The sequence below is a fragment of the Myroides sp. JBRI-B21084 genome (assembly GCF_030545015.1).
In the GTDB taxonomy this organism is placed as follows: domain Bacteria; phylum Bacteroidota; class Bacteroidia; order Flavobacteriales; family Flavobacteriaceae; genus Flavobacterium.
Genome location: NZ_CP120653.1, coordinates 366056 through 381310 on the forward strand (window position 1 = coordinate 366056; position 15255 = coordinate 381310).

8 protein-coding genes, 2 tRNA genes and 3 rRNA genes are annotated in these 15255 nt (G+C 36.7%); 8 read left to right on the plus strand and 5 right to left on the minus strand.

Going from position 1 to position 15255, the window contains the following annotated elements:
* Positions 1-32: 32 nt before the first annotated feature.
* Entirely contained in the window at positions 33-2840 is a 2808-nt protein-coding gene (gene uvrA / locus P3875_RS01870; RefSeq protein ID WP_303444566.1) for an excinuclease ABC subunit UvrA, read from the minus strand.
* A gap of 201 nt (positions 2841-3041) precedes the next feature.
* Here uvrA and P3875_RS01875 point away from each other — a divergent pair, with 201 nt between their 5' ends.
* Positions 3042-3626 (plus strand): sigma-70 family RNA polymerase sigma factor, encoded by a 585-nt coding sequence (locus P3875_RS01875; protein ID WP_303444567.1) that lies wholly within the window; start codon positions 3042-3044, stop codon positions 3624-3626.
* Positions 3627-3677: 51 nt separating this feature from the next.
* On the plus strand, positions 3678-3821 hold the full coding sequence (locus P3875_RS01880) for a hypothetical protein (protein WP_303444568.1): 144 nt from the start codon (positions 3678-3680) through the stop codon (positions 3819-3821).
* A 24-nt stretch (positions 3822-3845) separates the two neighbouring features.
* On the opposite strand, the gene P3875_RS01885 is transcribed toward P3875_RS01880, so the two are convergent.
* Positions 3846-4505 carry an endonuclease III domain-containing protein gene (locus P3875_RS01885; RefSeq protein WP_303444569.1) on the minus strand — a complete coding sequence of 220 codons (660 nt, stop codon included), beginning with the start codon at positions 4503-4505 and terminating at the stop codon, positions 3846-3848.
* 36 nt (positions 4506-4541) lie between these two features.
* Here P3875_RS01885 and bcp point away from each other — a divergent pair, with 36 nt between their 5' ends.
* Positions 4542-4991, plus strand: coding sequence for a thioredoxin-dependent thiol peroxidase (gene bcp / locus P3875_RS01890; RefSeq protein WP_303444570.1), 450 nt, complete (start codon positions 4542-4544; stop codon positions 4989-4991).
* Positions 4992-5009: 18 nt separating this feature from the next.
* Here the strand turns inward: bcp and P3875_RS01895 are convergent, their stop codons facing one another.
* Positions 5010-5828, minus strand: coding sequence for a VanW family protein (locus P3875_RS01895; RefSeq protein ID WP_303444571.1), 819 nt, complete (start codon positions 5826-5828; stop codon positions 5010-5012).
* Positions 5829-6354: 526 nt separating this feature from the next.
* On the opposite strand from P3875_RS01895, the gene P3875_RS01900 reads away from it, so the two are divergent.
* From P3875_RS01900 to rrf, 5 genes are all read left to right on the plus strand, one after another.
* Positions 6355-7872 (plus strand): 16S ribosomal RNA (locus tag P3875_RS01900).
* 65 nt (positions 7873-7937) lie between these two features.
* Positions 7938-8011 (plus strand) — tRNA-Ile (locus P3875_RS01905).
* A gap of 128 nt (positions 8012-8139) precedes the next feature.
* Positions 8140-8213 (plus strand) — tRNA-Ala (locus tag P3875_RS01910).
* Between the two features lie 113 nt (positions 8214-8326).
* Positions 8327-11208: ribosomal RNA gene (locus P3875_RS01915) — 23S ribosomal RNA — on the plus strand.
* 126 nt (positions 11209-11334) lie between these two features.
* A 5S ribosomal RNA gene (rrf, locus tag P3875_RS01920) occupies positions 11335-11446 on the plus strand.
* Together the 16S, 23S and 5S rRNA genes with 2 tRNA genes alongside form the textbook arrangement of a ribosomal RNA operon.
* 294 nt (positions 11447-11740) lie before the next feature.
* Here the strand turns inward: rrf and P3875_RS01925 are convergent.
* Both P3875_RS01925 and P3875_RS01930 read right to left on the minus strand, forming a co-directional pair.
* A complete protein-coding gene (locus P3875_RS01925) occupies positions 11741-13525 on the minus strand; it encodes a cytochrome-c peroxidase (protein WP_303444572.1) in 1785 nt (594 codons plus the stop codon).
* Between the two features lie 39 nt (positions 13526-13564).
* Positions 13565-15064, minus strand: coding sequence for a hypothetical protein (locus tag P3875_RS01930; RefSeq protein ID WP_303444573.1), 1500 nt, complete (start codon positions 15062-15064; stop codon positions 13565-13567).
* Positions 15065-15255: the final 191 nt, after the last annotated feature.

Here is a 15255-nt window from a genome sequence, read left to right on the forward strand (position 1 = left end):
TCGGTTTGTGTATAAACGCAAACCGACTTTTTTTATGCTTTTAATTTATCTTTTAAATAAAGCGCAGTAACCGAATTTTTATTTTTAGCAATTTCTTCAGGTGTGCCAGTGGCAACTACTTTTCCGCCGTTTTTACCACCTTCGGGGCCAATATCAATAATATAATCGGCACATTTAAGCATATCTAAATTGTGTTCAATAACAATAATAGAATGTCCTTTTTCTATTAACGCCTGAAACGATTGCAGTAATTTTTGAATATCGTGAAAATGCAATCCTGTTGTAGGTTCGTCAAAAATAAACAAGGCACGTTCTTTAACAGCACCTTTGCCTAAAAAAGTAGCTAGTTTAACACGTTGGGCTTCGCCACCTGATAGGGTAGACGATGATTGGCCTAAGGCTACATAACCTAAACCTACATCTTGTAACGGTTGTATTTTTTGAACAATTTTTTCTTGATTATGCGTAGTGAAAAACGTCATGGCTTCATCAACCGTTAAATTCAATACATCAAAAATGTTTTTCCCTTCAAACTGTACCTCTAAAACTTCTTTTTTAAAACGTTTCCCTTTGCAGGTTTCACATTCTAAATGTACATCGGCCATAAATTGCATTTCAATAGTAACTACACCATCGCCTTTACAAACTTCGCAACGTCCGCCTTCTACATTAAATGAAAAATGTTTAGGTTGGTAATTGCGCATTTTTGATAGTTTTTGTTTAGCAAATAAATCGCGAATATCGTCGTACGCTTTTATGTACGATATGGGGTTAGAACGCGAACTTTTGCCAATTGGGTTTTGATCAACATATTCAATATGTTTTATGTGCGAAAAGGAACCTAAAATTTCGTTAAATTGTCCTGGTTTTTCACTAGCACCTACTAAATGTTTTTCTAAAGCGGGATACAATATTTTTTTTACTAATGTAGATTTTCCACTGCCCGATACACCGCTTACCATAGTTAAACAATCTAAAGGGAAAATAACATCAATGTTTTTTAAATTGTTTTCGCGCGCGCCTTTAATTTCAATATAATTTTTAACAGCACGGCGCTTTTTAGGAACTTCAATTTTTAAATCGCCATTTAAGTATTTTGCGGTTAAGGTGTTTTGTTTTAAAATTTCGGTATAAGTTCCTTGCCCAACCAATTCGCCACCTAAAACGCCTGCTTCTGGGCCAATGTCTATAATTTCATCGGCTGCTTTCATTACATCTTCGTCGTGTTCTACAATAATTACGGTGTTTCCTAAATCGCGAAGGTTTTTTAACACTTCAATTAATTTTTCAGAATCGCGAGAGTGTAATCCAATACTTGGTTCGTCTAAAATATACATCGATCCAACCAAACTACTTCCTAACGATGTTGCTAAATTAATGCGTTGCGATTCACCACCCGAAAGTGTTGCCGATCTGCGGTTTATAGTTAAATAATTTAAACCAACGTCGCTTAAAAATTGCAATCTGTTGTTAATTTCTAACAATAATCGTTTGGCAACTTGGGCTTCAAATTCATTTAGTTGCACGGTTTTAAAAAAGGCACGTAGTTCATCAATTGGTAAATCTACCAAATCGGAAATGGTTTTATTTGCAACTTTTACATAGTTGGTTTCGGGGCGTAAGCGTTTGCCATTACAAGCATTGCAAATGGTTTTACCTCGATAACGCGATAACAGCACACGATTTTGTATTTTGTAATTATTATCTTCTAAATCTTTAAAAAAGTGATTTAAACCCGTAAAGTGCGAATTTCCTTCCCAAACAAGTTGTTTTTGTTCGGTTGTAAGTTCAAAATACGGTTTGTGAATAGGAAAATTAAATTTATGCGAATTATTAACTAACTGATCGCGGTACCATGACATGCTTTCGCCACGCCATGGAAAAATGGCATTTTCATAAATTGATAAACCGGTATTTGGCACTACCAAATCTTCGTCAATACCAATTGTGGTTCCAAAACCATCGCATTTTGGGCAGGCTCCGTAAGGGTTGTTAAAGCTAAATAAATGAATATTTGGTTCTAAAAAGGTTATGCCGTCTAATTCAAACTTATTGTTAAATTCTAGCAATTGTTCGGTTTCTAATTCAAATAAATACAAAACACCTTTTCCTTCAAAAAAAGCCGTATCAACAGCATCGGACAAGCGGTTGTAAAAATCTTCATCGTGCCTCACAACTAAACGGTCAATAATTAACTGTATGTCTTGGGCTTTTATTTTTTTCGATTGAAATTCTTCTATAAAATCATCAATACGTTTGGTTTCTTTTTTATAAAATACCCTAGCAAAACCTTGTTGCAATGCAATTTTTAATTGATCGATTATGGTTCGGTCTTCAATTTCAAAAACAGGAGCCAATAACAACCATTTCGATTCTTCAGTAAAGTTTTTTACGGTATCAATTACATTGGTAACTGTATGTTTTTTTACTTCGTTGCCCGAAATAGGCGAAAAAGTTTTGCCAATGCGTGCATACAATAGCTTTAAATAATCGTAAATTTCGGTTGAGGTTCCTACAGTAGAACGTGCGTTTGTGGTATTTACTTTTTGTTCTATAGCAACTGCTGGTGCAATTCCTTTAATATATTCAACTTTAGGTTTGTTAATGCGCCCTAAAAATTGACGCGCGTACGATGATAAACTTTCAACATATCGTCTTTGTCCTTCGGCATACAATGTATCAAACGCTAAACTAGATTTACCAGAGCCAGATAAACCTGTTATTACAACCATTTTATTACGCGGTATAACTACATCAACATGTTTTAAGTTATGTAAATGCGCACCTTTTATTATGATGTTTTTTTTAGGATCGATTTTAGAAAAATCTGTTTTTTTCATTACTACTAAATAAAATAGCTACAAATTTACAAATAAATCGGCCAATTATACGTACTTACATTTTGTATTAAAATTAATTGTGAATTTTTTTTCAATTAAGATTTTTTTAAGAATTTTTTTTTATATTTGTTTTAATAACTTTTAAAGAATAAGCCTATTTCATATCTATACTTATAGTAAAAACCTAAAACATAAGTTAAGATGGCAAAAGAAATTTTGTCAGATGCCGTGTTAGTTAAACAATACGCATCTGGAAACGAATGGGCTTTGGCACAATTATTACAACGCCACAAATCACGTATATACAGTTTTATTTATTCTAAAGTAAAAGATAGAGATTTATCTGACGATATTTTTCAGGATACCTTTATTAAAGTAATTAATACCATTAAAAAAGAAAGTTATAACGAAGAAGGTAAGTTTTTACCTTGGGTAATGCGTATTGCACACAACTTAATTATTGATCATTTTAGAAAAGTTTCTAAAGTAAAGTTTCAACGCGATCAAGAAGAGTATTCTATTTTTGCCAAAATGATTGATTCTGACTTAAATATTGAATCACAAATGATTAATACGCAATTAGAAGATGATTTGCATCTTTTGGTTTTAAAATTACCTGAAGATCAGCAAGAAATTATACGTTTGCGTTTGTACGATGATTTATCGTTTAAAGAAATTGCCGAATTAAACGGTATAAGTATTAACACGGCTTTAGGTAGAATGCGATATGCAATTATTAATTTGCGTAAATTATTAGCAAGTAAACAAATTATTTTAAACGATTAAACAATATTTATTTTACTGTTGCGTTATTATATAAAAAAATAAACCTTTTCTATGATAAAAAATTACAAAAACAACAGTAAGCAACAACCAAAAATTTTACCTAAAAACAGTACTATAGATTTTATTTTAAATTATTCTAGTAGTACAAAAGCGGTAAAAACAAAATCATTACATTTCATAACTTTTCAAAACTAAGAAGGAACCTAAAAGGTTCCTTTTTTATTGTTTGTGGTTTTTTAAAAGTTCTGTTATCATTGTTTTTTTAGCTATTTTGCTTGTAATAATGTCTTTTTCTAGTTTCCAACCTCGTGCAGGTGAATATTCACGTCCGTACCAAATCATTTGTAAATGTAATTTATTCCATTTGTCTTCGGGAAAAATGCGTTTGGCGTCATTTTCTGTCTGTACCACATTTTTACCTGAACTTAAATTCCATCGATACATCAATCGGTGTATGTGCGTGTCTACCGGAAAAGCAGGTACACCAAAGGCTTGCGACATTACTACCGAAGCTGTTTTATGACCAACGGCAGGTAAACTTTCTAAAGCGCTCATATCCGCAGGTACTTCACCGTTGTATTTATCTATTAAAATATGGCTTAATCCGTAAATTCCCTTTGATTTCATTGGACTTAAACCACATGGACGAATAATATCTGCAATTTCTTCAATGGTAAGTTTAGCCATATCATAAGGATTGTCGGCAATGGCAAATAACTTGGGGGTAATTTGGTTTACACGAACATCGGTGCATTGTGCCGATAATAAAACGGCAATTAAAAGTGTGTAAGGATCTTTATGGTCTAATGGAATGGGTACTTCTGGATACAAATTTTCTAATGTATCTATTACAAAAGCAACTTTTTCTTTTTGAGTCATTCTATGAATATTGTAATTTTACAAAAATAATAAATTATGACAACATTACAGATTGGCGATAAAGCACCTGATTTTTCTTGTATCGATCAAAACAATAACCTAATTCAATTAACCAATTTTAAAGGTAAAAAGATAGTTTTATTTTTTTATCCTAAAGCATCAACACCTGGCTGTACAGCACAAGCTTGCGATTTACAAAATAATTTAGATCGGTTTATAGCACAAAATTATCAAGTAATAGGGGTAAGTGCCGATTCGCAAAAACGTCAATTAAATTTCTCTATCAAAAATAACTTACAATATCCGTTGTTAGCCGATGAAAAAATGCAAATTATAAAAACCTACGGTGTTTGGGGTCCTAAAAAGTTCATGGGGCGCGAGTACGATGGTATTCACCGAACTACTTTTATAATTAATGAAAACGGAATTATTGAAAATATTATTCAAAAAGTAAAAACCAAAGAACATACACAGCAAATTTTATAAGCGTTTAGTTGTTTATTTTTAGAAAGATTCCGTAAAATTTTCGGGGATGTAAGTAACGCGGGCAAAATTTTTTTTAATTAATTCAGTTTTAATAATATTCCCTGTTTTTTTATCGATACAATTCCGCCAAATTTCATTTTCTCTATAAAAAGTGTCGTTTATTTTTAAAAAGCGATGTTTTTTTTCAAATACATGATATGATGTATTTGTTGGTTCATTTGTTTTTAATGTTCCTTCTAAATGTTTTTCGGTAATCCAAAGGTTTAATTGAAACGTTTTTTTTGTGCGATTCGTTAATTGTAAATCAACATAATTATAAAAAATAGCAGCGCCGCTACCAAAAGGTAAAGTTCTGCCTTCATCTGGAAAAGGGTCAAAAGAATGATTGCTACGTTGGGTAATTTCTAGTTCACTATGTAAAGCAAGCCAATGCATCATATTTGCAATTTGGCAAATGCCACCCCCAATTCCTGCACGTGCTTTACCAAAAGAAAGTTCCATTCCTAAAACATACCCTTTCCTTTTAGTAGGTAAACCAACCACTTTGCAAAATGATAGTGTTTCGCCAGGTTTAATTAAAACACCATTTAATTTTGATAAAGCAATTTTTAAATTCGTAATTTTATTAAGTTGTAAAAAGTCGTTTCCATCACCTAATTTTCTTATCAATAAAGATTGATGTTTTTTTACATTATATAAAAGTTCATCTGTTTGTTTTGTCTTTGCATATTTTTTATGATCAAAATACCATTCAAATGTGCGCTTTATACGCCGTAACCAAACCGCAATAAAATATAAAGCAGGATGTCTTTGACTGATTAATTTTCGATTTTTCAAACTAGAGTTGTATTATAAAATGTATCTCAAACATAATTCATAAATAAATACAATCAAATTTTTAACCAAAAATAAAACATAGTAAAACAAAATTCATTTTTTATACTGATATAAGGTCAATAAATGAAGGGTTTTCAATCACTAAACTAGATTTAAGTATAATTTCAAAAAAATAAAATGTTAAAAAAAAAGCTGTAACGTATTCATGTTAAGTAAAGTATAAATTATCTTAAAAAAAACATTAAAAATAGTTTGTTTGATAAGTAAAATGTTTGGTATCTTTGCACCCGAATACAGAAGTAAACGTTCTTTTAAATCGAAAAAGTAATCAAAAAAACTTTTTCAAAAAAAAACTAAAAAAAGTTTTGGTAGATTAGAAAAAGTTACTACTTTTGCAACCGCTTTAAGAAACAAAGCAACAGAAGAAGAGACAAGTTCATAGACATATTGGATTAACAGAAAAATAAAGAGTAAGAGCGTAAGAGATTACGTTTTTAAACGACACATCAAAAAATATAAAAAACATACGATGAAGAGTTTGATCCTGGCTCAGGATGAACGCTAGCGGCAGGCCTAACACATGCAAGTCGAGGGGTAGAGGAAGCTTGCTTCCTTGAGACCGGCGCACGGGTGCGTAACGCGTATGCAATCTACCTTATACTAAGGGATAGCCCAGAGAAATTTGGATTAATACCTTATAGGATATAGGAATGGCATCATTCAGATATTAAAGATTTATTGGTATAAGATGAGCATGCGTCCCATTAGTTAGTTGGTGTGGTAACGGCACACCAAGACGATGATGGGTAGGGGTCCTGAGAGGGAGATCCCCCACACTGGTACTGAGACACGGACCAGACTCCTACGGGAGGCAGCAGTGAGGAATATTGGTCAATGGACGCAAGTCTGAACCAGCCATGCCGCGTGCAGGAAGACGGTCCTATGGATTGTAAACTGCTTTTGTACAGGAAGAAACACTCCCTTGCGAGGGAACTTGACGGTACTGTAAGAATAAGGATCGGCTAACTCCGTGCCAGCAGCCGCGGTAATACGGAGGATCCAAGCGTTATCCGGAATCATTGGGTTTAAAGGGTCCGTAGGCGGCCTTATAAGTCAGCGGTGAAAGTTTTTGGCTTAACCAAAAAATTGCCATTGATACTGTAGGGCTTGAATTTTGGTGAAGTAACTAGAATATGTAGTGTAGCGGTGAAATGCTTAGATATTACATGGAATACCAATTGCGAAGGCAGGTTACTAACCAACGATTGACGCTGATGGACGAAAGCGTGGGTAGCGAACAGGATTAGATACCCTGGTAGTCCACGCCGTAAACGATGGATACTAGCTGTTTGGTTTTCGGACTGAGTGGCTAAGCGAAAGTGATAAGTATCCCACCTGGGGAGTACGGGCGCAAGCCTGAAACTCAAAGGAATTGACGGGGGCCCGCACAAGCGGTGGAGCATGTGGTTTAATTCGATGATACGCGAGGAACCTTACCAGGGCTTAAATGTAGATTGACGTATTTGGAAACAGATATTTCTTCGGACAATTTACAAGGTGCTGCATGGTTGTCGTCAGCTCGTGCCGTGAGGTGTCAGGTTAAGTCCTATAACGAGCGCAACCCCTGTTGTTAGTTGCCAGCGAGTAATGTCGGGAACTCTAGCAAGACTGCCAGTGTAAACTGTGAGGAAGGTGGGGATGACGTCAAATCATCACGGCCCTTACGTCCTGGGCCACACACGTGCTACAATGGCCGGTACAGAGAGCAGCCACCTAGCGATAGGGAGCGAATCTATAAAGCCGGTCACAGTTCGGATCGGAGTCTGCAACTCGACTCCGTGAAGCTGGAATCGCTAGTAATCGGATATCAGCCATGATCCGGTGAATACGTTCCCGGGCCTTGTACACACCGCCCGTCAAGCCATGGAAGCTGGGGGTACCTGAAGTCGGTGACCGCAAGGAGCTGCCTAGGGTAAAACTGGTAACTAGGGCTAAGTCGTAACAAGGTAGCCGTACCGGAAGGTGCGGCTGGAACACCTCCTTTCTAGAGATGGTTTAAAAATCTCTTACTCTTAACTGTTAGTTCAAAAAAAAGGTAAAAAATTACAGAGTCTCGTAGCTCAGCTGGTTAGAGTACTACACTGATAATGTAGGGGTCGGCAGTTCGAGTCTGCCCGGGACTACTTTTAATTACGAAATAGAAAATTACGAATTAAAAAGCTGTGAAAAATACCATAAAAGGAAATTTTAGAAGTTGAGTTATCAACAATCCGCTGAAAGCTAACGGCTGATAACTGAAAGCTAAAAGAATGGGGGATTAGCTCAGCTGGCTAGAGCGCCTGCCTTGCACGCAGGAGGTCATCGGTTCGACTCCGATATTCTCCACAATTCGCATCAAGCGAAAAAAGTTCATTGACATATTGAGATACATTTAAAAAGTAGAATAATATTAGAAATAATATAAAGCACATTTAATCTTTAGGGATTAAAGTAGAGCACAATAAGCAAAATAAGGGCGTATGGGGAATGCCTAGGCTCTCAGAGGCGACGAAGGACGTGATAAGCTGCGAAAAGCTGCGGGGATTGGCACATACGAATTGATCCGCAGATATCCGAATGGGGCAACCCACTATGTTGAAGACATAGTACACCGATAGGTGAGCAAACCCGCTGAACTGAAACATCTAAGTAGGCGGAGGAGAAGAAAACAAAAGTGATTGCGTAAGTAGTGGCGAGCGAACGCGCAGAAGCCCAAACCAAAGTTGTTACGGCAATTTTGGGGTTGTAGGACCACGACATTTTAAGCTAAGCGAATTAGAATCATCTGGAAAGATGAACCGTAGAGGGTGATAGTCCCGTATAGGTAAGTGAAGTATTAGATAGTGGTATCCTGAGTAGGTCGGGGCACGTGAAACCTTGATTGAAACCGGCGGGACCATCCGCCAAGGCTAAATACTCCTGAGAGACCGATAGTGAACCAGTACCGTGAGGGAAAGGTGAAAAGAACCGTGAATAACGGAGTGAAATAGAACCTGAAACCATACGCCTACAAGCGGTCGGAGCCCATTCGTTGGGTGACGGCGTGCCTTTTGCATAATGAGCCTACGAGTTACCGTTGCTGGCAAGGTTAAGTAATTAAGTTACGCAGCCGAAGCGAAAGCGAGTCTGAATAGGGCGCTATAGTCAGTAGTGGTAGACGCGAAACCGTGTGATCTACCCATGGGCAGGTTGAAGTTTGGGTAACACCAAATGGAGGACCGAACCGGTTGACGTTGAAAAGTCTTCGGATGACCTGTGGGTAGGGGTGAAAGGCCAATCAAACTCGGAAATAGCTCGTACTCCCCGAAATGCATTTAGGTGCAGCGCTGATATAGTTTATTAGAGGTAGAGCTACTGATTGGATGCGGGGGCTTCACCGCCTACCAATTCCTGACAAACTCCGAATGCTAATAAATGATTTACAGCAGTGAGGGCATGGGTGCTAAGGTCCATGTCCGAGAGGGAAAGAACCCAGACCATCAGCTAAGGTCCCCAAATGTATGCTAAGTTGAAAAAACGCGGTTTGATTGCCCCGACAGCTAGGATGTTGGCTTGGAAGCAGCCATTCATTTAAAGAGTGCGTAACAGCTCACTAGTCGAGCGATCGAGCATGGATAATAATCGGGCATAAGTATACTACCGAAGCTATGGATTTGTATGTAAATACAAGTGGTAGGGGAGCATTCTAAACTGGGTAGAAGGTGATTTGTGAGAATTGCTGGACTGTTTAGAAAAGAAAATGTAGGCATAAGTAACGATAATGCGGGCGAGAAACCCGCACACCGTAAGACCAAGGTTTCCACAGCTATGCTAATCAGCTGTGGGTTAGTCGGGACCTAAGGCACACCCGAAGGGGGACGTCGATGGCCAACGGGTTAATATTCCCGTACTTGTAATAGTTGTGATGGAGTGACGCAGTGGTGAAAGTACCGCGAACTGACGGAATAGTTCGTTAAAGCACGTACCTATAGGTTTGATAGTAAAATGCGTCGAACTTGGAGAAATGCGATAGTACACGGAGCCTTCGGGCAAAGTGATAGTGTACCTAAAGGCTGTCAAGAAAAGCTTCTAAACTTAGATTATTACAACCCGTACCGCAAACCGACACAGGTGGTCGAGGAGAGTATCCTCAGGTGCTCGAGAGATTCATGGCTAAGGAATTAGGCAAAATAGACCTGTAACTTCGGGAGAAAGGTCGCCAGCAGCAATGCTGGCCGCAGTGAAAAGGTCCAGGCGACTGTTTATCAAAAACACAGGGCTCTGCCAAATCGTAAGATGAAGTATAGGGCCTGACACCTGCCCGGTGCTGGAAGGTTAAGAGGAGATGTTATCTTCGGAGAAGCATTGAATTGAAGCCCCAGTAAACGGCGGCCGTAACTATAACGGTCCTAAGGTAGCGAAATTCCTTGTCGGGTAAGTTCCGACCTGCACGAATGGTGTAACGATCTGGACACTGTCTCAGCCATGAGCTCGGTGAAATTGTAGTATCGGTGAAGATGCCGATTACCCGCAGTGGGACGAAAAGACCCTGTGCACCTTTACTATAGCTTAGTATTGTTCTTGGATAAGTGATGTGTAGGATAGGTGGGAGACTATGAAATGGCGTCGCTAGGCGTTGTGGAGTCATTGTTGAAATACCACCCTTTGCTTATCTGAGATCTAACTCGATACATGTTGAGGACATTGCTTGGTGGGTAGTTTGACTGGGGTGGTCGCCTCCAAAAGAGTAACGGAGGCTTCTAAAGGTTCCCTCAGCACGCTTGGTAACCGTGCGTAGAGTGCAATGGCAAAAGGGAGCTTGACTGCGAGACTAACAAGTCGATCAGGTACGAAAGTAGAGCATAGTGATCCGGTGGTTCCGCATGGAAGGGCCATCGCTCAAAGGATAAAAGGTACGCCGGGGATAACAGGCTGATCTCCCCCAAGAGCTCATATCGACGGGGGGTTTGGCACCTCGATGTCGGCTCGTCACATCCTGGGGCTGGAGAAGGTCCCAAGGGTTGGGCTGTTCGCCCATTAAAGTGGCACGCGAGCTGGGTTCAGAACGTCGTGAGACAGTTCGGTCTCTATCTACTGTGGGCGCAAGAAATTTGAGTGGATCTGATTCTAGTACGAGAGGACCGAATTGGACTAACCTCTGGTGTATCAGTTGTGCCGCCAGGTGCATCGCTGAGTAGCTACGTTGGGAAGGGATAAGCGCTGAAAGCATATAAGCGCGAAACCCACCACAAGATGAGATTTCTTTAAAGGGTCGTTGAAGATGACAACGTTGATAGGCTACAGATGTAAAGGCAGTAATGTCATAGTCAAGTAGTACTAATAGCCCGTAAGCTTATGTGCTCTAGGAATTGCTTTATAAAAATAGTATTGAGAATTTAGTATTAAGACTAAACTTAAAATAATCTACAAAAAGTATCGAAAATATGTTAACAAAATAGTTTGTTACAAGTGTAATAAACCAAAAGCTTAAGGTGGTTATAGCATCGGGGCTCACCTCTTCCCATTCCGAACAGAGAAGTTAAGCCCGATAGCGCAGATGGTACTGCATTTTAATGTGGGAGAGTATGTCGCCGCCTTTTTTTAGTAAAACCCCAATCTGAAAAGATTGGGGTTTTCTTTTTTTATAGGTGCGGCGTGTCCCTTTGGTCAAGTCATCGCCTTTTTTTAAATCCTCATCAGTAATGATGGGGATTTTTTGTTTTACCACAGATTCCAACAGATTTTTTTACAATCTGCTGCAATAGGGATGGAGCGTTTGTTGGAGCTATTTGTTTTTGCTAAAAAACAAAAGCGACTCGCGAGTGCCCTACCCGCAACGTAGTGGAGGGGATTGCCCAAATGAAAATGGTTTTAAAAAAGGATTTATATGATGTTTAGTATTGATCGTTTAAAGTTTTTATAAACGCAATTAAAGCACTTTGTTCGAGTTTAGTTAAATTGAGTTTATCTTGTGGTAATGTTTGGTTTGTAACAGGTAATTTAAAACCTAAACCACCTCCTTTATCATAAAAATCAATCACTTGTTCCAAGGTTTCAAAAACACCATTATGCATATAAGGAGCTGTTTTTTCTATATTACGAATGCTGACAGTTTTGAATGAATTTTTTAGCTGTTGTAAATCGGTGTTGTATAAATATCTGCCTAAATCCGTATCTAATTTTGTGATATTGATGTCTTTAGGTACACCCAAAACTTCTTGCTCAGAAGATGAAAATCTTGGAGGAACAGTTCCATTAAAGAGTGGGATGAAATGGCAAGTAGCACATTTTGCTTTTCCAACAAATACATTAAACCCTTTGGTCTCTAATTTTGATAACGCATTTTTATTTCCGCGCATATACTGATCAAACTTAGAAGAAAATGTGCTTAATGAACGTACATAACTTGCAAGAGCATTTTGAATATGCCATTCTTTAATTTCATTTGTTTTGTATATTTCTTTGAGTTTTTTGGCGTATAGTGAGTTTTTTTGGATTATTTTGATGATTTGTGACATATTTCCATGCATTTCATCTTTATTTTGTATTACAGTTGTTGTAAGCGACTCTATATTTGATTGGCGCATGTCCCAAAACTGACCATGATAAAAACCAGCATAATTTAAGGATGGTGTATTGCGAACCATTGGTTTGCCTTGCAAATTAGTAGCTACTTTTAAACCATCGGTAAAAGCTTTTTCTGGTTTATGACAACTAGCGCAACTTCTTGAATTATTTTTTGATAAATTTTTATCATAAAATAATTTTTCACCCAATTTTGTTTTAGCTTCATTTACATTTTCATCAACTGCCACAGCATTTACATCAAAAACATTTTCTGAAAATAACGACGAAGCGTTAGATTTTAACATACTAACTCGTTTAACAAAAGGAATATTGGCTTTAACTTGTAATTTGTGAAGGTTTTTGGAAATAGGATCTAAATAGTTTACTATATACGCCAAGTAATTAAAATTATTCTTATCTGTATTTTTAGAGATGCTTTTTTGTGCATTTTTTGTTAATTTAATTACCGTAAGATAGGAATTGATACCTTTAAATTCGGTTTTATATATTTCCAAAACTTCTTCAATACCTTTTAAAGCAGCTTGTGATTCAGGAAATAATAAATTACTTACAGGCGTATCAAAACCAGTTATACCTAAAGTTGTAATTTTAAAAACACCTAAACGCAACGCATCAAAAATTTGTTCTTTTGTTGGATTAATGGCTGTGATGTTTGTTTTACCAGCACGAACTAAATTGTCAATTATACGAATTTGTTTAATTATTTCGGTTTTTTGTTTGATATCGAATTCAGGGTACAACAATTCTTCTAAAACCTGAAAACCTTGCGCTTCTAAAAATTTATTTTCATCAAGATCTAAATGATCCAATGCAGGGCCATTTAAAAATTTTGATGATTGCGGTAGATAGTATTCTGTTGCCCATTCGGTATTTTTGTAAATCAATCTACATTTTAAGAATTGATTTTGTAATGTTTTGCTTGATGTGTTTGTTGTTACTAAATTTTCTAAATTTTGTAATTCTTTAGAAAGTTTATTTAAATTATTTACAATATGTTGTTGTACTTTAATTTCAGAATTTGTTTCATAGATGTTGTTTTTACATTGAATGAATAACAAACAAATACATATAATAGCTATTATTTTTTTCATTTTATAAAGAAAACACTGGCATAAGCCAGTGTTTATTTTTTAACGTTCTACATTTTTAATTAAAACAACTTGGCCACCTTCTTTATTACTTTGTGTACCAGAGCCATCGGCATTTAAAAATTCTTGTTTTTGCCAAGTATGAGGGTGAATGTTCACAGCAAAAGTACCTGGGATACCCACTAAATCAGAAACATCAACCATGGCACCATACTCCCAAGAACCAAATTTATCTAGCTTACCAGATTGATTAAACATGTTAAACCATTCTGTATTACCACGATTATGTTTCATATTTAGCCAAGGTTTGTATGATTTTTTTGTCATGCTATATTGCCAAATATAAGAGTCGTGGTTAGCACCAGCATAAAACGAATCTCCGTCTTCTTGTATATATACATAATTTTCGGTAACACAAAGATTATCAGGGTTAATTAAATCGTTTCCAGGGTTTGAATCACCTTCGGCAATAATTTCTAATTTACCTTTAAACATATTGTTTTTATCTAAAACCAGTTTGTAAACACGTCCCCACATTGTATATCCAGGAACAGGTTGTCCGCCACTTGCTTGTCCGGTTGCAGTAAAATAAATTTCATTTCCATTACCTTTACCTTTGCGATAATCAACATCTTCAACCCTAGAAAAACGCAACGCATTATTTGCAATATTTGCTGCATTAATTTCGGCACCTGTTAAATTTTTAGCATTCGGAATTTCAACAAATTCTACATTATACGATTGATTTTTAGACATTGAGCCTTCAGTAATTGTATTATCAACGCTCTTCAAAGCGTATAATTTTCCGTTGTCTAAATCACCACGAGTATTTGAATGATACATAATTAATTGACCAGCACTTTGATGATTAGTAGAGTAACTTTGATCTTCGCCAATTAGTACAAAAGTTCCGTTTCCAGAAACATCGGCAGGTAATGGAACAGCGTTTTCCATACTGGCTTTACCTAAAGCGGGTTTTACACGGTCTGTTCTAGAACGATCGTTAACAAATCCTAAAGGGTCAATAGCATGTACTAAACTTTCTTCACCCGATTCACCTGCAGTTAAAAATACGGGCCCAAACCCATGAATAGAAGGTTCAACAAGAGTAGCAGAACATAATCTTGTCATACCACCAACGGCATCAACAACATATTCACCACGAATTGGTTTAAAATTTTTATCTAAAAATACACGTGAAACAGATTGTAGAATTTCATGATTTGTAATCATCATAAAACCTTCACCACTTGGGTTTCTCATAAAGCCTGATCCGTCTGGTTGTGCACCAAAAACAAAATCAGGTGATTGTTCTAATTTATCAGAAGAAGAAATTAAAGTAAGAATTTCCAAATCTTCAAATCCAGGCATACCGTATACTAATGCAGGAATATTAGAATGATTTACTAAATTGATTGGGTTTTGAGGAACTTCTGTTTCTGGTTCATCAATTTTAGCAGTAATTGGATCATCTTGGCAAGAAGTTACTGCAAAGGAAGTTAAAGCTAAAAAAGCTATTTTTCCGACATAATTTTTTTTCATTGTTTTTTTTATTTTGTTCGATACAAACATAAAACCAGTTATGTAATCAAATCTTAAACCTAAAATTATGTTAGTGCTGTTATAATGTTAAAAATTTGTAATTATTGTAAAGTTTAGATTTATAATTTTAAGCCAAGTTTTAATTTAATACCAAAAAAATGTTCAAAAACTACATTTATGCTTGATAACAT